This is a genomic window from Paenibacillus sp. HGH0039, from assembly GCF_000411255.1.
GTDB lineage: Bacteria > Bacillota > Bacilli > Paenibacillales > NBRC-103111 > Paenibacillus_F.
On record NZ_KE150412.1, the window covers coordinates 337,336 to 359,410 of the forward strand.

General features: G+C 58.5%; 12 protein-coding genes. 2 read left to right on the forward strand and 10 right to left on the reverse strand.

Annotation, left to right across the window (positions count from 1 at the left end; translation table 11 throughout):
• Positions 1–269 precede the first annotated feature (269 nt).
• On the forward strand, positions 270–1,889 hold the full coding sequence (locus HMPREF1207_RS01235) for an ABC transporter substrate-binding protein (protein WP_016423382.1): 1,620 nt from the start codon (positions 270–272) through the stop codon (positions 1,887–1,889).
• An 89-nt stretch (positions 1,890–1,978) separates the two neighbouring features.
• A complete protein-coding gene (locus HMPREF1207_RS01240) occupies positions 1,979–2,995 on the forward strand; it encodes an ABC transporter substrate-binding protein (RefSeq protein ID WP_009676634.1) in 1,017 nt (338 codons plus the stop codon).
• A 411-nt stretch (positions 2,996–3,406) separates the two neighbouring features.
• Here the strand turns inward: HMPREF1207_RS01240 and HMPREF1207_RS01250 are convergent, their stop codons facing one another.
• The 10 genes from HMPREF1207_RS01250 to HMPREF1207_RS01295 form a co-directional block, all read right to left on the reverse strand.
• Positions 3,407–3,604 (reverse strand): MbtH family protein, encoded by a 198-nt coding sequence (locus HMPREF1207_RS01250; protein WP_009676635.1) that lies wholly within the window; start codon positions 3,602–3,604, stop codon positions 3,407–3,409.
• Entirely contained in the window at positions 3,588–10,847 is a 7,260-nt protein-coding gene (locus HMPREF1207_RS01255) for an amino acid adenylation domain-containing protein (protein WP_009676654.1), read from the reverse strand. The genes HMPREF1207_RS01250 and HMPREF1207_RS01255 overlap by 17 nt, the downstream gene beginning before the upstream one ends.
• Positions 10,847–11,920, reverse strand: coding sequence for an isochorismatase family protein (locus HMPREF1207_RS01260; protein ID WP_009676617.1), 1,074 nt, complete (start codon positions 11,918–11,920; stop codon positions 10,847–10,849). The genes HMPREF1207_RS01255 and HMPREF1207_RS01260 overlap by 1 nt, the downstream gene beginning before the upstream one ends.
• A 71-nt stretch (positions 11,921–11,991) precedes the next feature.
• Positions 11,992–13,704: a (2,3-dihydroxybenzoyl)adenylate synthase gene (locus tag HMPREF1207_RS01265; RefSeq protein ID WP_009676620.1), complete on the reverse strand. Its 1,713-nt coding sequence runs from the start codon at positions 13,702–13,704 to the stop codon at positions 11,992–11,994.
• Positions 13,701–15,026, reverse strand: coding sequence for an isochorismate synthase DhbC (gene dhbC / locus HMPREF1207_RS01270; RefSeq protein ID WP_009676657.1), 1,326 nt, complete (start codon positions 15,024–15,026; stop codon positions 13,701–13,703). Before dhbC ends, HMPREF1207_RS01265 begins: the two co-directional genes overlap by 4 nt.
• A 23-nt stretch (positions 15,027–15,049) precedes the next feature.
• Positions 15,050–15,859 (reverse strand): 2,3-dihydro-2,3-dihydroxybenzoate dehydrogenase, encoded by an 810-nt coding sequence (locus HMPREF1207_RS01275; RefSeq protein ID WP_009676609.1) that lies wholly within the window; start codon positions 15,857–15,859, stop codon positions 15,050–15,052.
• A 55-nt stretch (positions 15,860–15,914) separates the two neighbouring features.
• On the reverse strand, positions 15,915–16,781 hold the full coding sequence (locus tag HMPREF1207_RS01280) for an alpha/beta hydrolase (RefSeq protein ID WP_009676604.1): 867 nt from the start codon (positions 16,779–16,781) through the stop codon (positions 15,915–15,917).
• A 200-nt stretch (positions 16,782–16,981) separates the two neighbouring features.
• Positions 16,982–17,977, reverse strand: coding sequence for an ABC transporter substrate-binding protein (locus HMPREF1207_RS01285; RefSeq protein WP_009676656.1), 996 nt, complete (start codon positions 17,975–17,977; stop codon positions 16,982–16,984).
• A gap of 44 nt (positions 17,978–18,021) precedes the next feature.
• Positions 18,022–19,248 carry an AraC family transcriptional regulator gene (locus tag HMPREF1207_RS01290; protein ID WP_009676645.1) on the reverse strand — a complete coding sequence of 409 codons (1,227 nt, stop codon included), beginning with the start codon at positions 19,246–19,248 and terminating at the stop codon, positions 18,022–18,024.
• Positions 19,249–19,367: 119 nt separating this feature from the next.
• Positions 19,368–21,872: a WG repeat-containing protein gene (locus HMPREF1207_RS01295; protein ID WP_009676641.1), complete on the reverse strand. Its 2,505-nt coding sequence runs from the start codon at positions 21,870–21,872 to the stop codon at positions 19,368–19,370.
• Positions 21,873–22,075: the final 203 nt, after the last annotated feature.

Below are 22,075 nucleotides of genomic sequence, written 5' to 3' on the forward strand. Positions count from 1 at the left end.
CGCCTTTTCGTTGTTCGATCATTCCCGGTGCAGCCTTCATCGTTCCTGTTAGTTAGATAATCTAATCAAAACCACTATAACGTATCGTTTTCGTTTTGGCAAGCGGCAGCACGGAGTTCGTAACCGAGCGGACCGGGTGTCCACTTTTCACGTCAGCCGGGAAAGAGCTTTTTCAAAAAGATGGTTAGGTCTGCCCTCCTCGTCAATCTTTTGCTATACTAAACCTATAATTGATAATCATTATCACTGAAGGAGAGAAAATCATCGCCATGACCGATATCTCCAGCCCCCATACAGAGCCGGTTTCTACGGCTCATCTCTTTTATATCCCCTTTCGTATTACCGAAGTGGACAGCCAAGTTAAAGAGCTTGGCCGCAGCGAACGCACGGGTTGTTCCCGGATTTTCGTCGTTCTTGGCGGAAGCGGTGTGCTGCGCATACATGAAGAACCGTACGAAGTTTCCCGAGGAAGCATATATCTTTGCGACGATTTTCAGAAGCTGGACGTGACATCTCACGGCTTGCTGAAGGGTGTGCTTATCGAGTACCGGCGCTTGGGCACGGCAGACCCGGACACCGGTGTCTTGCAATGTCCCGAACCTCTGCACGGTTGCCCGGAAAAGCTTTTGAGACAGGCCGACGAGCTGCAAAAACTATGGCGCGAGCCCAAGCTGGGCGGTCCTTTCCGGATACAGCAGCTGTTCATCGAATTGATGAACGGGCTCTACGAAGAGCTGGCTTCCAGGGAGAGGACCGGCCGCTCCTGGCTGAAGCAGAGCGTTAGTTTCATGGAAGCGCACTTTGTCGAAGACCTTACGCGGGATCAGCTGGCCGAAAGAGCGAATGTGAGCCCGGAGCACTTTTCCCGCGCCTTCCGCAAGTATACCGGGCGAACTTTCAACGAATATTTGACGCTGCTGCGGATTCGCGGCGCCCAGAAGCGGATTTTGACCGGTTCGCCGGACTTGAATACGCTCGCTCACGAGATAGGGTATAAAGAAGGCGCATATTTAAGCCGTAAATTTAAAGAATCGGTAGGCGTTTCCCCTACCGTTTACCGGGGGAAGTCCAAGCGGATCGCCGCGCTTAATCAAAACTATACAGCTATTCTGACTGCGCTGGGAATTACTCCCGAGCTTGGCGTTTACACGGGCTGGACCGAGAAAATCGCGGGGGGTCCCGAAATACCGGAGGGGCAGAAATTCAACCCTTACGGCCGTACTTCCGCCAGTTTTTATGAAGCGGTTGCCGCCGCCCGTCCGGACATCATTATCAGCTATGATACGGAAGAAGAAAATAGGTCCCTTCTTCCGCTTGCCCCGGTGCTGGAACTGCCTTTCAAAACGATGAGCTGGCGGGAACAGTTCCGGATGATCGCCGACATCGTAAACAAACGCCGGGAGGCAGAAGAATGGCTGGCGCTCTACGACAAGCGGCTCATTCCGATTAACCGGCAGCTGGATCGGCAGCTTGGAAGCCGGGGTACGGCGGCCGTCTGGGAAATCGGCCCGGACAAGGCTTACGGCTTCGGAAGCAGTCACGGCAGGAGCTGCCAGATTTTGTATGACGACATCGGGTTTCGTCCGCCTGAGCGGATGCTCGAGCAGGGCTTATCGTGGCGCGGGTACGTGGAGACCTCTGTGGAAGCTATCGTGCAATATGCCGCCGATCATATTTTTATTACCTCGCTGCCCTGCGATTCTCATGGACGGCAGCGTCTGATGCGGCTGTTCCGGTCGCCGGAATGGCTGGCGCTCGATGCCGTCCGCCGGCGCAGGGTTTACCTGCTGGATCAACCGGAGCTGTTCTTCGGCTTCGATCCGCTCTCCTCGCTGGAACAGCTGCGCATTTTGATGAACGTATTGACGCCGGATCACAAATTTACATGATCGGATATCATGTATGTGTATCGTTCTTGGGGTCTTTCCGCTGTACATTTAATGAGAATGATTATCATTTTTATTTAGGAGGACAACCCATGTTTTCTCATCAGCGATTCGCCCGATACCGTTTGCAGGCGGCAGCAACTGCCTTCCTTCTGCTCGCGGCCGTTATTCTATCCGGCTGCGGCGGACGCGAGGACTCGGCTGCCGGCAATACCGTGTCCGGCACAATGAACGTACAAGCTTCGGATGTGAGCGGGAACGGAACCGGTACAACGAAAGAAGCAAAATTCAAAAAGGTCTCCACTGTCAAAGGGGAGATTCAAATTCCCGCCCGTCCGCAGCGGATCGTCGCAGAGGAATATCTGGGCAGCTTGATCGCCCTTAATGTCATACCCGCCGGAGCGCCGGGATTAACCCTGAACAATTATTATTACAAAAAAGCGTTGAACGGAGTTGCGGATACGGGAACTTACGGAAAACCTTCCGTAGAGCGTATAGCCGGGCTGGAGCCCGATCTCATCATTACCGGGAACGCGGAGACTTACGAGCAGCTCAGCAAAATCGCACCGACCCTGGTCATACCGTACGGCACATTGAAAAACGCGCGCGAGGAACTGGAATACTTCGGCACCTTGCTCGGCAAAGAAACCGAAGCCAAGTCATGGCTTGCGGATTACGACCGGCGCATCGCCGCGGCCAAGTCCAAAGTCGATGCCGTCCTGCCTGCCAATGCTTCTTTTTCCATCATGGAAAGCTCCGATAAAAACATATGGGTTTACGGGGATAATTTCGGACGCGGAGGTCAGCCGGTGTACCAGGCTCTGGGCCGAAAACCCCCTGCCGCAATCTCCGACGAACTCATGAAAAAACAGTGGGCCGAAATCTCGGCCGAAATGCTGGGACGTTATGCGGGAGATTACATCATCGTGACCGCTAACAACAAAACCGCCGAAGACTTCCGCACCGATCCGGTTTGGAGCACGCTGCCTGCCGTCAAGAACGGAAAACTGTACGTGTGGCCGGAAGAACGTTCCTGGTACTACGACCCGCTTGCCGTACTGTCCCAGACCGAAGAATTAGCGGAGTGGTTAGTCAAGACCGGCAAGTAAAAGATCGGGCCGGAAGAGACACCTGTTTAGGCTCTCCCCCTTACTGTATCTCTTCTCCATCCATCCGCCCCCTCTCCATCGCATAGTTTTAACCGGGCCGCTCTTCTGGCTAGAGCGGTTTTTCCGCTTAGAAGGATTTGGGAAGACAGCGCTGTTTTGCCGCTGTCTGCTCTCCCGACCAGACCCTCCGTCGCTTTGCGACTACGCCCGTTCTGCGTCGGTATGATACAGCGCAGCGCTATATGTAACAACGGTTCTTTTCCATGGAGGAGAATAAAAAAAGACGGTATCCGGGCAATATGACCCGGTACCGTCTTTCCTTTATTTGCATTCGCGCTTTTTAGGATAAGCGAAGTCAAGAGGGCCCCTAGCGGTTCGGAAAACTCCGCTTCCATCGGATGCTCTTTCTCGTTACTCCCGCAGACTGGCCGGCCTCATATCGGTCCAACTGCTCTCGATATAGTCGAGACATTCCTGGTGCGTGCCTTCCTCCAGAACGGCCGTCCAGCCGTCCGGTGTCCGGATAAAAGCGGGCCAAAGCGAATACTGCCCTTCGACGTTGACAAGAACCCGGAAGGAACCGCTCTGATCGTCAAACGGATTGCCCATGGAAACTTCCCTCCCCTTCCTTCATGTTTGCGGATGACAGCTTTCCGGCCAGCATACGGCCGATGATGGACAACGGTCCCGGCTGGCACAAATCTTTGTGCCGGCATTCGATATCGTGACGCTCGATTTGTCCTCCCACATAAGGAATCCACATATCGGGATCGATAGGATCGAACCAATCCGGAATGATCGTCGAATGGAAAAACAGAAGATCGCCCTCGTATTTCTCCGGCACATAGGCCGCCAAAATTTTGACCGAGTTTTCGTAGGTTACACGCAGTTGGCGGATCGTCTCGACACTCAGCGAAGCCAGCGCGCTGTTGTCTCCGCGCAAAATCTCAATCGCGGTTTCCATCGTCAGCGGCTCGTCTCCGATGCTGTCGGGGTCGTACCCGCCGAGAGCGAGCAGAGCAGTCAGCGCCTCTTCTTCATCCGGCTCTCCCCGCAGCGGCAGGTAGTGGCTCGGATAGGCGTCCAGCATGGCCAGAAACTCGACGGATTCGCCTTCCTTCTGCAGCTGCACCGCCATGGCGTGAGCCACATTGCCTCCCAGCGACCATCCGAGCAGGCGGTACGGACCCGCCGGCTGGACGGTTCGGATGCAGCGGATGTAATCCTCCGTCATCTCGCCCAGCGTCTGCGGAAGCCGGTCGGGACCGGCTATGCCTCTCGCCTGCAGCCCGTAGATCGGAACGTCCGGATTCAGATGTTTCATCAAGCCGGCGTAGCACCAGCTGAGTCCTCCGGCCGGATGCACGCAGAACAGCGGTGCGCCGGAACCGTTGGACCGCAGTGGCAGCAGCATCTCCAGCGCTCCGTCACCCGTATCCTCTTCAAGCCTCGCGGCAAGTCCGGCCACTGTAGGCGTTTCGAACAGAAGACCGATACCGGGATCTTTGCCCCATACCTCCCGTATCCGGCTCATGAGACGGACGGCCAGCATCGAATGCCCGCCCAGTTCGAAAAATCCGTCGTCGATACCGACATCTTCCAGGCCGAGCGTTTCCGCGAACAGTCCGCACAGCACTTCTTCCTGCGGCGTCCGCGGACTCCGGCTTCCGTTTGCGGAAGCGTAGACGGGAGCCGGCAGCGCTTTGCGGTCGAGTTTGCCGTTAACGGTCAGCGGCAGACTGTCCAGCACGACGATGCCGGAAGGGACCATATGATCCGGCAGCGCCGCGGAGGCGTGCAGGCGGATCATGCCCGTGTCCGGTACTTCGCCGGACTGAGCGGGAACGATATACGCCGCCAGCCGTTTGTCACCCGGCTGATCCTCCCGCAGGACGACGGCCGCCTGCGCAACCGCCGGGTGCTTCTCCAGCACGGCTTCGATTTCGCCCGGCTCGATCCGGAAGCCGCGCAGCTTCACCTGCTGGTCGGCCCGGCCCAAGTACTCCAGAGAGCCGTCGGCGAATCTCTTGGCAAGGTCCCCTGTCCGGTACATCCGGCTTCCCGGAGTACCGAACGGATCGGCGACAAAACGCTGAGCGGACAACTCCGGCTTTTGCCAGTAGCCTCTTGCAAGTCCCGCTCCGGACACGTACATCTCCCCGCTCACGCCGAACGGTACAGGCTCCAGGTTATCGTCCAGCACGTATACGTCCAGGTCGGGAATCGGCACGCCGATCACGCTGCCGGACCCTGCCTCCGCGCTGCGGCGGTCTAACGGATAGTAACTCACATGCACGGTTGTCTCCGTTATGCCGTACATATTGACGAGTCTCGGGAAATGATCCGGATGGCGGCTGTACCACTCCTCCAGTTTTCCGGGATCGAGCGCTTCCCCTCCGAAAATGACATGCTTGAGCGAAAGAGCAGAAGCTCTCTCTGACTGCTCCCGGTCCGCCTGAATCAGCTGATAGAAAGCGGAAGGCGTCTGATTGAGCACCGTAACGCCCTGCTCTTCCAGCAGATCCAAGAATTCGGACGGCGAACGGCTTACGGAGAACGGCACGACGACGAGCTTCCCTCCGTACAACAGTGCGCCCCATAGCTCCCATACAGAGAAGTCGAAGGCGTACGAGTGGAACAGCGTCCAGGTGTCCGTCTCATCGAAGCCGAACCATTCCTCTGTCGATTCCATCAGCCGGATCACATTTTCATGAGGAATAACGACCCCTTTGGGGCGGCCCGTCGAACCCGACGTATAGATGAGATATGCGGGATGGAGGGCGTTATGTCTTCCTGCACGCAGAGCCGGTTCGGGATCAGAATCCGGCAGCCGCCGCAGGCGCTCCTCGCAGTAAAAATCACCCAGTACCACGACTTTCAAGCCGCTTCCTTCCGGCAGACCTGCAGCGGCGTCCGCCGAAGTAACAAGAATCGAAGGTCCCGCATCTTCCAGCATGTAAGCCAGCCTGTCGGCCGGATAATCGGGATCGAGGGGCAGATAAGCCGCTCCCGTTTTCAGCACGCCCAGTACGGCGGCCGGAAGATCCGCGGATCTCGGCAGAGCCAGAGCTACGAACTGCTCGGGTCCGGCTCCCTCCTCCATCAAGAGGCGGGCGATCCGGTTGGCCCGTTCGTTGAGCTGCCGATAGCTCAGCGTCTGCGTGCCGTACACAACAGCGGGAGCATCCGGACGGAGTGCGGCCTGCCCTTCGAACAGCTCCGTGAGGGTGCGTCCGGAGGCGGACAGTTTGCCGCCTGCGATCGTTTGCTCGGCAGCCTCCGGTTTCAGCTTGGCCGTGAGCGCAAGCCTCTCTTCCTCCAGCAGCACGCTTATGCGGCCGACCGGCTGATCGGGCTGCGCGGCAGCTTGTTCCAGCAGCTTCAGGAACCGCCGGGTAAATGCTTCAGCCGTGTTCGGCAAGTACAAATCCGCGCTGTATTCCAGCAAACCTTCTATGCCGCATGGTTCCCCGTCCGAGCGCCGATGTTCTGTGAGTTCGAATGTAAGATCGAACTTCGATGAACCTGTCCCCCGCAGCTCCAGCTTCGAGACGATTCCCGGCAGGTCCAGCCTCGTGGCCGGCGTATTTTGCAGCACTAGCATAATCTGAAACAGCGGATGCCGCGAACGGGACCGTGCCGGGCTCAGAGCCTCGACCAGCCGCTCGAACGGCAGCTCCTGATTCTCGTAGGCGCTGAGATCCGTATACCGGACACGTGCGAGCAGCTCGCGGAACGTGGGCTGTCCGGAAAGATCCGCCCGGAGCACGAGCGTGTTGATGAACATGCCCACGAGCGATCCGGTCGCTTCGTCCGGCCGGCCCGCAGCGGGACTTCCGACCGGTATGTCCTCGCCGCCGCCCAACCGGGACAGCAGCGCCGCCAGCGCCGCATGCAGCACCATGAACAAGCTGGCTTTCCCTTCGGCCGCCAGTTCGAGCAGCTGCGCATGCAATTCTTCGCCGATCCGGAACGGAATCACACCCCCGGCTTGTCCGGATACGGACGGGCGCGGATGGTCGGCCGGCAGCGGCAGCTCCTCGGGCAGACCCCGCAGCGCCTCTTTCCAGTACGCCAGCTGGCTTCCCATCAGACTTTGCGGCTCCCCTTCTTCTTCCAGCAGCTTTTCCTGCCACAGTGTAAAATCGCCGTACCGGACCGGAGTATCGCTGAATGACGGGTCACGGCCTGCAATCCGGGCCGCATAGGCGGCGGACAGATCCGACGTGATAACCGAGAGCGACCAGCCGTCTGCCGCGATATGATGCACGATGAGCAGCAGGACGTATTCCTCTTCCTCCCGTTCAAAAAGGACCGCTTTCAGCGGGATCTCGGAAGACAGCTCGAATCCGTGACGAACTTCCCGGTCGAGCGATTCCTGCCAGTCGTCTCCCTCCAGGCCCGCTGCCGGAACAACCTGAAACACAAACATATCGGCGGCGGCTTCGCGGTCCATTATGCGGATCTGCGGCATGCCGTCAGGCGTTTCCGGAAATACGGTGCGCAGCGGCTCGTGACGTCCGGTAACGTCGAGCAGGGCCTGCTTCAGCGCCTGACGGTCCAGCTTCCCGGAGAGCGTGCACACCAGCGGGATGTTGTAGGTGAAACTCGGGCCCTCCAGGCGGTATAAGAACCACAAGCGTCTCTGGGCCCTTGATAGAGGGACAGCAACCCCCGGAGCGGCCGGAACGACCGGCGGGATAGGCGTTCCTTTCCGGCCCAGAAGCTGTGCAAGTTCACGAACCGTCGGCGCTTCGAATATGCCGGACAACCGCACATCTACTCCCGTCGTTTCGCGTATGCGCAGAACCGCTCGTCCGGCCAGAAGCGAATGCCCGCCCAGACGGAAAAAGTCGTCGTCGATGCCAACCGAGGACAAGCCGAGCACCTCCGCGAATACCTGGCAAAGCAGTTCCTCGTGAGGCGTCCGTGCGGAAGCTTCTTTTGCGGTGCCGGACATTTGCGGAACGGGCAGCGCCTTGCGGTCGACTTTTTTATTAGGCGTCAGCGGAAGGCTCGCCAGGGTAACCCAGACAAGCGGGACCATATATTCAGGCAGCTCCTGCTGAAGCTGGTTTTTCAATTGGGCATGATCCGGTTCATGAAGCTCCTCGGGCACGACATACGCGGTGAGCCTCCGCTCCCCTGGCCTGTCTTCCCTGACCACGACAACCGCTTGAGCTATGCCGGGCTGTCCGGCGATACGGGATTCGATTTCGCCGAGTTCGATCCGGAAGCCGCGTAATTTTACCTGATGATCCGCCCGGCCCAGATAATCGATGCTTCCGTCCGGAAGCCAGCGGGCCAGATCGCCCGTGCGGTACATGCGCGAACCCGGTTCTCCCCACGGATCGGCTACAAAACGCTCCGCCGTTTGAACGGGTTTGTTCAAATAACCGCGGGCCACTCCGGCGCCTGCGATGTACAGTTCCCCTTCGGCTCCCGGAGGGACGGGCTGGAGCCCGGCATCCAGGATATACGTCCGGGTGTTGGCGATCGGCGGACCGATCGGAGGCTTGATCATCGAACCCCCTGGAAGTGCGGCCGCGGTAGAATAGATGGCCGTTTCCGTCGGGCCGTATTGGTTGTGCACCTCGCAGCCAAGTTCCTGCAGGGCAAGCTGGAGGCTCAGGGGCAAAGCTTCCCCTCCCGCAATGACACGCAGGCCGTCGAGCCTTCCCGGTCTCGCCGATACGAGCGATTGCCACAAAGTCGGCGTTGCCTGCATGATAGAGGCTCCGGTTGACCTTATTCTGCGGGCCAGCGCCCCCGGTTCGAGAATCAGCTCCCGGGATGCGATATCCAGGCAAGCGCCTCCGATCAGCGGCAGTAAAATCTCCATTACGGAAATATCGAACGCAATGGTCGTCACCGATAAGAAGCTGTCTCCTTCTTGAAGACGGAACTTCCTCTGCATGGCGTCGAGAAGATTGGCGAGGCCGCCGTAGGTTACGGGCACGCCTTTCGGCCTGCCGGTGGAGCCGGAGGTATAGATCACATAAGCGGGATGGAGCGGAGACGGGCGCAGCGGATGACATTCGGCATCTGCATGGTCTCCGGTTTTCGGAGTGGAACCGGGACTTTCCGCACGGTCTCCCTTGCCCAGTTCATCGAGCAGCAGCAGGGACACGTTGCCCGTATCCGGCAGCGAACGCATCGACTCCGTATCCGTCAGGAGGCAGGCCGGCTGCGCATCGTCCAGCATGTAGGCGATGCGCTCCGCCGGATAGTCCGGATCAACCGGCATATAGGCCGCTCCCAGCCGGAGAACCGCCAGGATGGAAACGACGGCCGCCTCGCTCCGCGGGAGCGCAATCGCGACGAGCCGCTCCGGCCCGATCCCGAGCCGTCTAAGCTCCGCGCCAAGAACCGCTGCCTGCCGGTCCAGCTCCGCGTACGTCAGCGTCCGTCCGCCGCACAGAACGGCAGCCGCATGGGGCGAAAGCTCCGCACGCCGGCGGATCAGCTCTGCGGGTGAATCTCCGGGCACGTCGCAAGCGGTATCGATCCAGCGGTTCAGGAGCAGGTCCTTCTCCGAAGGCAGCAGGGTGTCCAGCAGTCCGGCGGGCGTATCCGGGTCAGCGAAGGCGGCCGACTCAAGGAAGCTGAGAAAACGGCGCCGGTGGCCCGAAAGTTCCTGCTCGCTGTAAATGCCGGGATTCGCATCGAAATCGATCTGCAAGCCGTCACCGTCTGAGGCTTCATAAATATGCAGAGAGAGATCGTCGGCGGGTCCTGCGTAAATGGAGTGCCGAACCGTTCCGGCCGAGGCGAAAGAAGGGGTTTCCACGAACGGAATGATGTTGATCATCGGCCCGTAAAGCCTTCGCCTCTCGCCCAGCAAACCCAGATCTCTTACAAGATCATGCTGCCGGTAGCGCTGATGCCTGCGGAGTTTGCGCAGTTCCGCCGCAACTTGCAGTCTCAAGTCTCCCCAGCTCGTTTCCGGCTTGACGGTCAGGCACAGCGGCAGGACGTTCATGACCATACCGGGTACATTCAGGGCCGAGCTGCCCAGCCGGTTCATCAAAGGAAGGCCGAGCCGGATATCCGCGGAGCCCGTCATCCGGTGCACGTAAGCGGCGGCGGCGGCCAGCACCGCTTCCGCCCAGCTGCATCCGGCCTCGGCGGCGGATTCGGTCAGCACGCGGCTTGCCGCGGCAGCAAGTCGTCCCGACTGCCGGAGAGGGCTGCCATCCGGGCTGTTTCCGCCTCTGCCCATGACGGAAGAGTCGGGGGCGTCCGCGAGCTTGTCCAGCCAGTACGCCCGGTCCTGTCCGTGCTGCCCCGATGCCCGGTATGTTTCCTCCTCGCGGAGAACTTGCTCGGGAGAACCGAAATTATGCGGCGGAACGGGTCGGCCGGATGCGAGAGCGGTATAAATCTGAGACGCTCTCCGGTGAAGCAGCGCATAGCCGTACGCGTCGATCAGTATATGATGAATGCGCTGATACCAGCACCAGCGGTCGGAAGCCAGCCGGATCAGCGCCTGGGTAAACAAGGGTCCTTCCGCGAGTTCCACGGGCTTCTGCAAATCCTGGCGCATCCAGGCTTCCGCCTCGGCATGAGGATGATTCATCCGGCTGACGTCTATTTTCAGCAGAGCCCAGTCCGTTTCGGGTCCCAGCTCCTGCCACGGTCCGTCGCCGTCCTCGCCGAAACGGGCGTGCAGCCACTTCGCTTCCTGCACCGTCAGCCGCAGCGCTTGTTCCAGTAGTTCCTCGTTTATGTTACCGTGAATCTCCAGCCATTCCGCCGTGTTGTAAACGGAACGCTGTGCGTCCATTTGATGGGCGTACCAGATTCCTTGCTGAGCGCCGGAAAGCGGCAGCCGGAGGGCGCTCTCTATCATCAACGCTCCCCCCTTGCGGCCGCATCGTAATAATCCCCGTTCGGGACGAAGGTTACGGTTCTGGAAGCCAGCAGTCTGCTCCAGGCAAGCAGCGTCGGTTCTTCGGCAAGCTCCGCGAACGTAACGGACGCCCCCAGGCTTCTCCAACGTTCGGCCAATGTCATAATCCGGATGGAGTCGAGTCCCCAATATTCCGGCAGATTATCCTCGTCTCCTATCGCATCCGGCCGCTCCCGCAAAAGCCCGGCAACCTGCTGCCGCAGAGCCGACAAAGCAAAGGCGTACGGATCGGGAGCGCCCGTCGCTTCCGGCCCGTCCGTCGGGCCGTCAGCCGCGGCGGTCTCGGCGATACCGGCGGCTGCTCCGTTTAAGGAGCCGGCTGCGTTTGAAACAGCCCCCGCTTCCGCCTGCCCGAAGTTCACGCCTTCCGGAGTCTCTTTTGCCCACTGCGCCAGCAGCTGCTCCGTCGTCAGTGTGAACGCGCAGCGCTCGGCCGCGTATTCCAGCGCCAGGTCGTGTTTTTCCCGCGAAAAATCGGCGAGAGCGTCACTGACCATAAAGGCCTCGATATCTCTCATAAAAGCCTCGCAGGCCGTCATCAGACAGCCGATATGGGCATAAATTCCGACGATAATCAGTTGATCCCGTCCCATCGCTTTCAACTGCTCGGCCAAATCCGTTTTTTGAAAAGCGCTGTAGCGCCATTTGGTCAGCCGGATATCGTTGTCTCCGGGTTCGAGTTCCGCAATGATTTGCTGTTCCCGAGGGTCGGGCCCGATACCGGACCCCCAAAAATCTTGAAGCAGCCTGCGCTGTTCAGGTGTCTGGGCACCGGGCTGGGCCGAATAAATAACCGGCACACCCAGTTCTCTGCAGCGATTTGCGAGCAGCCGGATATGCTCCGTCAGCTCAACCCCGGGCGATTGGCCTGGTTCGAAGCAGGCCATAAAATACTGCTGCATATCGTGAATAAGAAACGCCGCCCGGGACGGGTCGGGTGTCCAGGAAACCCGGTTTACGGGTAAATCCTCCGCCGTAGGCATCGGGTATGATTGTACGGATGGTATTGCCATTTCAATCCTCTCCTTGTCAGGCTCTATAAAGTTAGCCGGGCTATCCTTGTCCGATGACCCGCTGTGCGAATCTAGCTTTTAACTCCGGCTTCTTCCAGCAGCAAAGCCCCAATACGCTGGCGAAGATCCTTCTTGCTCACCTTGCCGACTCCCGTCTGGGGAAACGAGTCGATGAATTCGAACCGGTCCGGGATTTTATAAGCGGCCAGGCCGCGGCGGCGGAGGAAGGAACGCAGTTCGTCGCCCCCCGTATGAGGATCCCTCGACAAAATAAAAGCGCAGGAACGCTCGCCCAGAAAATCGTCGGGCATCGCCACGATCGCGGCGTCCCGGACGGCGGGATGGGCAAGCAGATGGTTTTCCACTTCCTCCGTGCCTACTTTGTCGCCCCCCCGGTTAATCTGATCCTTGGCTCTGCCTTCCACCACGAGATTACCCTCAGGGGTCAAACGTGCCAGGTCTCCCGTCCGGTAAAAGCCGTCCGGCGTAAAGCTGCGCGCATTGTGCTCGGGGGCTTTGTAATAGCCGCGAATGGTATAAGGTCCCCGGGTAAGCAGATGACCGATCGTTCCCGGAGCCGCCGGACGATCCTCGTCATCGAGAATAAGCACCTCGTCAAGCGGTGACATGGGCCGTCCTTGTGTGCCCGTAATGACGCTTTCCGCATCATCCAGCCGGGTGTAATTCACAAGACCTTCCGCCATGCCGAAAACCTGCTGGAGCGTACAGCCCAGCTCGGGCTTGACGCGCTTGGCCGCCTCCTCGCTGAATTTGGCTCCGCCTACTTGAAGAACCTGGAGCGGATGAAGGTTTTCGCCTCTGGTCCGGGCGGCTTCCAGCCAGACAAGCGCCAGCGGCGGAACGACGGCCGCAATGGTGCACTTTTCCTTCCTGATCAGCGGAAACACCTCGTCCGGACTGCCCGAACGCGCAAGCACGACCGTGCCTCCAGCGTACAAGGTTCCGAGCGCCCCGGGCGAGCTCAGCGGAAAATTATGCGCAACCGGCAAAGCGGCGAGATATACGCTGCCGCCGTCCAGCCCGCATACTTCCGCGCTGCGCCGAAGACTGTATATGTAATCGTCGTGCGTACGCGGAATAAGCTTGGGAAGCCCCGTGCTTCCGCCGGACAATTGCAGAAAAGCGGTGTCTCCGGGAGCGGGCCCGGCATCCCGCGTATCCGGCTGATCTTCCGGACCATCGGATGCTTGTCCCTCGGATCTATCCACTTGTAAGGGATGTAATTTACCCGGAATAGCCGGAATTTCGTGTACGTACGTTTCTTCCAGACTCAGATGATCGCCCGGATTTCCGGCTACGAGTACGTGACGAAGGCCGGGAACTTCGGCTTTCACTTCCGAAGCCAGCGTGCGGTAGTCGAAGCCGGCGTACTTGTCGATGGTGATATAGGCCGCCGCTTCCGAATAGGAAGCGATATGAACAATCTCGCTCCGGCGATGCAGCGGCAGTGCAAAGACGGGCAGAGCGCCAAGCCGGAACAGCGCAAAAATCACATCAAAGAAAACCGGTACGTTCGGAAGCTGCACGACGACCCGGTCACCTTTCCGGATTCCGAGTCTTTTCAAACCGGCAGCCAGCCGGTCGGCGTTCAAATCCAGCTCGGCGTAGCTGACACGCGCTTCACCGCCGACAATGGCGGTCCGGTCCCCATGAGCGGCGGCACGTTCGCGGAGCATCCCGCCGAACGTTTCACCGCGCCAGCAGCCCGCTTCGCGGTACTTCCGGACGAACTCGTCCGGCCAGTACGGATAATCTTCGCTCATACGCTTTTCCCTCCCCCGCCGCTTCCCGTCTCCGGGTCCATTCCCATCGCGAGAAGCAGCGTTTTGAGCTTCGAGGAGGTTTCGGCCAGCTCGGCAGCGGGGTCCGAACCTTCGACAATCCCGGCGCCCGCATATAAAGTCACGGCATCTTCCCCGATCTCCGCGCAGCGGATCGTCACCGCCCACTCGCCGTCACCCGCCGCATCGCACCAGCCGACCATTCCGGTAAAATACCTTCGGTCGAACGATTCGAGCTCGCGGATGGCGGTTCTCGCGGGACCTGTCGGGGTGCCGCATACCGCTGGCGTCGGGTGCATGGCGACCGCCAGTTCAAGGGAACTTGCCGCCGGTTCCATTAGCTCTCCGGTTACCTTCGTGGACAGATGCCACATCGTTTTGGTCCCGATGACCGAAGGCTCGGCCGGTACATCGAGCTTCCGGCAGTAAGGCCGGAGCGCGGAGGCTACCGCTTCGACCACAACCGCATGCTCGTGGCGGTCTTTGGCCGACAGCAGGAGCGCGTCTGCACGCCGCTTGTCCTCGGCGGGATCGCTGCTGCGGGCGGCCGAGCCTGCCAGGGGGTTGGCCGTGACCAGCTGGCCCGAGCGCGCGACAAGCAGCTCCGGGCTGGCGCCGATCAGCGTGTGAGCGCCAGAAGCCGGCGCCGCGCCTTGGCCCTGTCCGGCGCTGTGGCCGCTGCCGGCCGCTGCAGATTGCTGTCCCCGCAAAGGAACGGCAAACGTGTAGCCGCGCGTGTTGCCTGCCGCGAGGCGGCGCAGGAGACGTCCCGTTTGAACGGGCGGGCAATTTTCCAGCCGCAGCGAACGCGACAGGACGACCTTGCGCAGTTTGCCGGACCTCAGCTGCTCCAGTCCTTTTCGCACCGCCGCCTCGTAATCGGATTCCGTTGGAAACGAGACGATGTTGAAGGTTCCGCCAGCGGCTTCCCCGGCAAAAACAGGACGGTCCGTATCACCCGCAATCTCGGCAAGGGCCTCCTCCGATTCCGGCAGGGGACCCGCCCACAGGGTTTGCAGCGGAACGAACAGTTCGGGTCTGACACCGCTGTTCACGGTGAACGGAATCGCGCCGACGATAACGGGTTCGGCGGCATTACCCGCACGGACACCCGTCAGCAGGTCCGCGACCCGGCGGGGCAGCCGCTCCAGGTCTTCCCCTTTCCCGTCAACGGAAAGTCGGACAAGCTCTCCTTCCGCAAGCAGCGTCTGGCGGGGCGAGCCGAAATAAAACGCCGAACCTTCGCTGTATTTATCGAGCAAGTCGGCCGGGGATAACAATTTTTCTTTTTGTCCCAGCATCATGTTTATCCACTCCTTTTTATCTGTCAGCGGCCTAGCGTGGCTCCGCCGTCGATTCGAATATCGTGAAGCGTTATATGACCCGCCTGATCCGACGAGAGAAAAGCCGCGGCCCAGGCGATATCCTCCGGAGTCGCCAGTTTCCCGAGCGGAATACCCAGCTTGTACAGTTCCGGCGACCCCGAAATCGTCTTGAATTCCCCGCTTTCGTCTTCCCACATGCCCCGCTGCATCGGTGTGTCCGTCGATCCCGGGGAAACGATATTACAGCGGATTCCCTCCGCGGCATGTTCAAGACCCAGGCATTTCAGCATCATGGCCGCGGCGGCTTTGGAAGCGGCGTAGGCGCTCATGCCGTAACGCGGCACGGTCCCTGCGTTAGAGCCGATCAGCACGATCGACCCCCTGCGGCGCTTGGACATGCGGCTGATGACGGAGCGGCACACATAGAAGGCGCCGGTCGTGTTCACGGCGAATGTCCGCTCCCACTCCTCGTCGCCGAGCGTTACTCCGGTTCCGTGCTGCAGCACTCCCGCCGCATGCACGAGTATATCGACCGGGCCCTGCTCACGCTCGATACGGGCAATGACTTCTTCCACGCTCCTGCTGTCCGACACGTCGGCTGCATAGGCTGCGGCGGAAGCGCCCGAGCTGGCCAAAGCTTCGGCTGACCGCTCCACCTTCTCCCCTTGGAGATCTACGGCGGCAATTACGGCGCCCAGGCCCGCAAGAACGGCTGCCGCCGCTTCACCGATGCCTTGGGCGGCTCCGGTCACGACGGCAACTTTGCCGGAGATTCCCGTGTACGGCGCACCTGCAAACGGGCTTTCTTTCATCCTTCAATTCGCTCCCTTCCATTGGCTGTATTTCCTGCTGCTTAGCCCGCTTTCGTCACGGACGGGAAGCGAAACGCAGTCCTCGGCTGACCAGTCCCGGCAGGACGGAGACATGCCCTTCGTCTTCGAACGAATGCCACTGTACGCTTAAACCGCGGCTCTCCATGTTAGAGAGCCTGGCGGCCATCTCTTTCGCCATCCCGTAATTGCCCGAGGGATGCGCATTTTCCAGTTCGCCCATCGCAATCAGTGCCCGGATACCCGAACTCCTCTGCAGCGAACCCGCGTCAAGTGCAGCCGTAAACAGCTTCTCCCGCACGTCAAGCCATTCGCGGTTCCAATGGATAGACGGGCTGCCGGCGATATAGGTACGGAAATATTCCGGTCTTGTAAAAAGCGTATGCAGGACGAACAATCCTCCAAGGGAATGACCCATGATCGTCTGATTCGTAATGTCGACGGGGTACTCCCTAGCGATGACCGGTTTCAGCTCTTCCTGAATGAAATCGAGAAAGGCAGCCGCGCCTCCCTGCTCCGGAAGCACAGTTCCGTCCGGCTTGCGCGTATACTTGGCTGTCTTTTCCGGCGTGTAATCGAAGTATCGCTGCGGATGAAACGGTTCGTCCGTCGGATACCCGATGCCTACGACAAGCGCCGCTTTGACGCCCGTCACTTCGGGACGTCGGCATTGAACCCGCAAAGCCTCCGCTACGGTGGCAAATACCGAATTGCCGTCCAGGACATAAAAGACGGGGTAGCCCGTCGCAGGAGGCGGTCCCGGCGGAAGTGCCGTCATAATCCGGTAAGAAAGATTCGTTCTGGACGAACGCATCACCCGCTGTTCGGTGTTCGGAATCTCCACGCCGCCATACGCCGTCTCTCCCTGAAATGTTCTGCGGGGTGTTTCCACACGTGAAACCATTCTTTGCGGCCTCCTAATAAAGAAATGTAATCAACCAATTAAGTGATATTGATAATCATTTTCATTTAAAATTATATAGGCTCCTCTCTCCCCGGCACATGGAAGAAATCCGGAATTTATTTGTTCAAAATCCATTTTTAGCAAATACGTTTACAGAAAAAAAAACGTGTCCGGGCTAATCCCGAACACGGTTCTCTCCATCATTTTGCAATCAGCTTGACCACATCGTCGATCATCATTTCGTCCGCAATCATTCCGCTTCCCAGCCAGTATTCGCTGTTCACCTCATAGGCGTGTCCGGCCTGGACGGCAGGAATCTTTTTCCAAAACGGACTTTCGGTGATTTCTTTCATCCGCTCCGTCCCCTGGCCGTATTGGTTCATCATAAATATGTAATCCACATCCAGATCCGGCAGCACTTCAAGCGAAATGGCCGCGGAGTTTTTGCCGTCCACGAGCTTGGACATACCGAATCCGAGCTTATCGTGGACGACAGCGCCAGCCAGATATTTGCCGCCCATCAGGCTTACGCCTCTGCTCGCGAAACGGATGACTGCTGCCTTTTTACCCGGCGCAGCCTGCTGCAGCTTCGCTTTCGCTTCCTGCACTTTCTTGTCGTGGGCCTGCAAAGCTTGCTTCGCTTCTTCGGTCTTGCCCAGCAGCTCGCCGATCTTGCTTAGTGAAGAAGCCGGGTCGCTTGAAGCGTTTTTGAATACATACGTCGGAGCGATCTTGGAGTATTTCTCGTAAACTCCGTTGGATGCGTACGATTCGGTTTGCAGAATAATCAGATCGGGCTGAAGTTCGGTCACGACTTCCGGAGAAGGGGCACCGCTCGAAAAATCAAGCTTGGGCACTTGACTCAGCTTCTCCTTCAAATAACTGTTGCCTTGTCCACCCGCAGACCATTGGGCGATCGGGGTCACTCCAAGTTTAGTGAGCGAATCTTCCAAGTAGGGCGCAAAGACCCTTTTTGGAGAAGCGGGCACTTTGACGGTATGGCCAAACTCGTCCGTAAACGTCCGTTCCTGTCCGCCGGCCGCACCGATCGGTGCCGCCGAAGCGCTTGTGTCTCCCGCTTTGCCGTCAGCGGATCCCGCATTCGGATTAGCTCCGCAAGCGGTCAGCATCAGAGCGGTGCATATAACGGCGAGCACCTTCACCGTAACGATTTTATTCAAGAATGAATTGCGCATAACTAAGCTCTGCCCCCTATGATAATGATTCTCATTCACAGGAATTATAAGTCAGCGGGAGGGCTTCCGCCATGCACATGATCCAGAAAGGCGTTTGGACATTTTCCCGTAAACAGCAGCATCGCTTCATCCAGCATACGTGCGACGGCGACCGGGGAGTATTCCAGCCAAGGATCGGCCGATATGGGATAAATGCTTCCCGAACGGACCGCTCCGATCGTTTTCCACTCGGGTGAATGCTGAAGGGCAAGCCAGTAAGCCCTCGACTCCGATTCCGGGCAGACCAGGACAAGAATCCGGCTTGGATCAAGCGCTTTGATATCTTCCGGCCGGATCGGGGAGGACTGCTTACCGGGTGAGACCTGCCGCAGGTTCAAATCTTTGAAAAGCACATCCTCCATTCCCCGGTTCGTGTAGGAATACAGCCCTTTGCCGTAAAGCCGCACGATCAGGATCCGGTCATCTCCAAGCGCCCCCTCCGACTGAATACGGGCCTCATCCGCAAGCTTGTCGTAGCCCCGGATCCACTGCTCCGCCTCGTCGGTACGTTTCAGAAAAACCGCGACAAGGCGCAAATACTCCCGCCAGCCAAGCTCACGTGAAGTCGGGACAAAAAGAGCGGGCGCTATTTTACGGATCGTATCCTGCTGCTCGTCGCTTAATCCGTCCCCGGCCACGACGGCATCCGGCCTCAGGCGTGCCATCAGATCCGCATTTTCCTCGAAAGTTCCCGTAATATAAGGGTCCGTCAGCTTCAGCGCGTATCTGATTTTTTTCCGGTACGAGTAGTAATAATGAGCCGTCCACTTGGGATCAAGCGGAGCCGCCAGCGGCGTCAGGCCAAGGGCGATCAGATACCCGGTCATGTCGGGGGACCAAGCCGCGATCCGGTGTTTCGAACTCCGCGCGAACTCCGTAGGAGACATGCCCACTTCCTTTTTAAATTTCCGGCTGAAGTAGTATTCGTCCTTGTATCCCACACGCTGGGCGATTTCCCTCAACAGAAGCGGTTCGGGCTCGGACAAATAACGCTTGGCCCGGTTGATCCTCAAATCGGTCAAATAGTCCATGGCACTCTGGCCGAACGTTTTTTTGAACAGATCGACAAAATATTTCGGACTGACATGAACGCGTTCGGCAAGCTGCCGGACGGTCAGCTGCTCGTGATAATGCGAATCCATATACACCCGGATGTCAGTCAGGTATGGTCTCGTGGCCGCCGCGCGCTCTCCGCGACCTTCGATGCGTGCCGCTGATTTGCTCGGCTTCATCTGCATTCCCCCTCATCTGGGATTTATAATAATCGACGTCGTGATTCCCCTGCTTCTCTCTATTTTAATTTAAATGATAATGATTATCAATGATAACAAAAAAAGAAAAACGTCCCCCTTCAAGCATGGAACGCTTTCCAAAATTCTCCCTCCCGGTCGACGATGGCGCCAATCCGGGCAAAAGGGACGGTAAAAGTCGGAAAACCTGCGGCATACGGACCGATATCGTACGGAAAAAAATAGAGATGAAGCGCATTCTCGGTCACATAAAACGGCTGATCCGGCTTAATGCCCGTATAGCTGTCCGTAAACACGTACGCATATTGCGGGTCTTCTTTAATCTGCCTGCCCACGATACCGCTGAGTATGCGGACATAGTCGCTTCCCGGTTTAAACAAATCTTTGAGCGCATACATGCGGCCGTTCTCCAGGTTAAGGATCGCATACGTTTTGGAAGGCATGCCGTGGGCGGCGCCAAACGGGTATTTGTACCCGGTCAGTTCCAGCTCAAGCAGTTTTTCCTTGTAAAAAGCGACCTCGAAATCGCCGGAATATGAATAATCAAGCTTCCGGTCTCCGGGAACGGGCTTCACCTGGCTCCATTCCTTGAGCTTGGTGTTGACACTCCGCTGCGCCGTCTCGTCCTTCATTCCTTCGACCTGCGGATAATAGACGAGATAGTCCCGGTTCGGCTTATATTTCTCTTCTCTTACGCTGTAAGGCGGTGTCAGGGAAATGACCGTGTTCTGATGCCAGATCACCTTGCCGGCCCGGTTCAGATAAGCCAGCCTGCGATCGGTGTATGCTTTGATCAGTCCTCCCCGCTCGAGCGTGAGTGAGCCGCTTCCTTCCACTCTCGGATAGCCCGGCGCCGGTTTGCCGCTGCGGTTGATGAAATAGGTTTGTTCAGCTCCCGCCACCGAAGCTAAACCGCCCTTGAAGTCGGAAACCTCGTCGTACAGAAAATCCGACAGCAGCGCTCCGTTCCAGTCCGCGATCGCGTAAACCGAACCGAGGAAAGGCTGTTCGGGATCTAACGCCCTGCCGAGTGCAAACCGCTTCTCTCCCAAATCCCGGATGTCGTTGTAAGCCGGCTTGATCACATATCGGCCCGCTTTGTCGATGACGCCGTATGTCCACTTGTAGTCTTCCGACGTGCTGACAACGGCACGGCCGTCATGGAACGGCAGCCCCACCGTAAAGGACGGCGCAATAACGACTTTCCCCCGCTCATCGATGTAGCCATACTTGCCGCCGGAGGTCTGCTGAAACGCAAGAAGGCCGTCTCCGTGCGGTCCGACGTAGGCGTAAGGGTAGGACGCCAGCTTGCGACCGTCCGGGGAGATAAGCGCATAGTCGCTGTCCCGGATTTTCACGACGGCACGGTCGTCGTGAAAATCGTTCGCTTCCTCGTACTGCGCCGGAATCACCTCTCTGCCCTGCGCATCGAGATAGCCGTATCTGCTCGTTCCGGTATCGCCGCTTCCCCCGCCGGTGACATAGAAAACGGCTCTCCCGTCCTCCATATTGGCGATAAACGGGTAGGCACGTCCGGTCAGAACTTTACCCTTCTCGTCGATCAGCTTGAAGCCTTCGCTGTCGATGACAACCGCCCGCCGACCGGAAAACGGATTGATCGAATCGTAAACAGGCGGCGCGACAAAGCGCGCCGACCGGTCGATCAGGCCGTATTTCCCGTTCCGTCCGACGACGGCGAGTCCGTTCCGCTGGAAATCTGCGGCGTCCTCGTACATCGGCCGGATCGCCAGCCTTCCTTCCGAATCGATGTAGCCCCATTTCAGTCCGGACGTCGTTTTCAATGAAGCGGGAAACAGGGCCGGCATCCGTGCTTGGGGTGATCTGCCGAGCGCCGCCAAAATGTTCAGCCGGAGCTCCAGCAATTTGTCACGCGAAGGAAAAGGATTCGGAAAAGACAGCGCTTTCCGGACCGATACCAGCGCCGCCTCCGGCAGCCCGGCCCGGTACTGGGCGTCGGCCAGATAGTACCAGTAAAACGTATAATCCGGATGCCGCCGGGTCATCTCCTCGTAGTACCGGACCACACGCGGAAAATAATAGGGATAGACATCCGGCGCCGGCACAAACGCCCCGTTGCTCCACCTCAGCACCTGGACGCTATAGGCTTTCCCCGTATCATGAGTCCAAAGCGCCACTTCGGCTTTTCCGTCACGTCCGGCAAGACCCGGCATATCCCCCACTTCGATATAACTGTAGCTCATGTCCGCGGGAGCGGCATCTGTAAGCCCTTCCGGCGTCCATTCGTAAACCGACAGCTTCGACCAAATGGAACCGATCTGCCAGCCCACGAGCAGATTGTCGAGACCGGCCCGCAGCACGGGGGCGGACGACAGCAGCGTTACGGCGTAGCCGGTTCCTTTTACAGCCGCCGCCTTCTGCCAAACGCCGTCCCGGTAAGTCAATACAAGCAGGTACATTTCACCGTTTAACCGGTAAACCGCCGCAATTTCCGGTATACCGTCTCCTGTTAAGTCGGGCGAGTGAATCGCAGTGTGCGGAGAGGGTTTCTCTATCGTCATTAGTTCCGCCCCTTGCGGTAAAAACCCCGATACAAGCGAAGTCACCTGCATCTCGTCAGCCGGCATAGGCGATCCTCCTTTTTCCCGTTTCTTCGCCTAATCGTATGCGTTCCTCCGGCAGATATGCTTGCAAACGGTGAAATTCGTTTTGGGGAAGTTTGGTTCCACAGACGGTCAGTACATCCTTTCGGTCGCGGCGGAATCTGGACGAACCGCATAGACTGAATCGCTCCGATATACGGAAAATAAGGTTATGGAGACGCAGGGCA

What these genes read in the sequence shown, in the direction of transcription:
- HMPREF1207_RS01235 (WP_016423382.1), top strand. Translation starts at nt 270, where the DNA reads ATGACCGATATCTCCAGCCCCCATACAGAGCCGGTTTCTACGGCTCAT.
- HMPREF1207_RS01240 (WP_009676634.1), top strand. Translation starts at nt 1,979, where the DNA reads ATGTTTTCTCATCAGCGATTCGCCCGATACCGTTTGCAGGCGGCAGCA.
- HMPREF1207_RS01250 (WP_009676635.1), bottom strand. Translation starts at nt 3,604, where the DNA reads ATGGGCAATCCGTTTGACGATCAGAGCGGTTCCTTCCGGGTTCTTGTC.
- HMPREF1207_RS01255 (WP_009676654.1), bottom strand. Translation starts at nt 10,847, where the DNA reads ATGATAGAGAGCGCCCTCCGGCTGCCGCTTTCCGGCGCTCAGCAAGGA.
- HMPREF1207_RS01260 (WP_009676617.1), bottom strand. Translation starts at nt 11,920, where the DNA reads ATGGCAATACCATCCGTACAATCATACCCGATGCCTACGGCGGAGGAT.
- HMPREF1207_RS01265 (WP_009676620.1), bottom strand. Translation starts at nt 13,704, where the DNA reads ATGAGCGAAGATTATCCGTACTGGCCGGACGAGTTCGTCCGGAAGTAC.
- dhbC (WP_009676657.1), bottom strand. Translation starts at nt 15,026, where the DNA reads ATGATGCTGGGACAAAAAGAAAAATTGTTATCCCCGGCCGACTTGCTC.
- HMPREF1207_RS01275 (WP_009676609.1), bottom strand. Translation starts at nt 15,859, where the DNA reads ATGAAAGAAAGCCCGTTTGCAGGTGCGCCGTACACGGGAATCTCCGGC.
- HMPREF1207_RS01280 (WP_009676604.1), bottom strand. Translation starts at nt 16,781, where the DNA reads ATGGTTTCACGTGTGGAAACACCCCGCAGAACATTTCAGGGAGAGACG.
- HMPREF1207_RS01285 (WP_009676656.1), bottom strand. Translation starts at nt 17,977, where the DNA reads ATGCGCAATTCATTCTTGAATAAAATCGTTACGGTGAAGGTGCTCGCC.
- HMPREF1207_RS01290 (WP_009676645.1), bottom strand. Translation starts at nt 19,248, where the DNA reads ATGAAGCCGAGCAAATCAGCGGCACGCATCGAAGGTCGCGGAGAGCGC.
- HMPREF1207_RS01295 (WP_009676641.1), bottom strand. Translation starts at nt 21,872, where the DNA reads ATGCCGGCTGACGAGATGCAGGTGACTTCGCTTGTATCGGGGTTTTTA.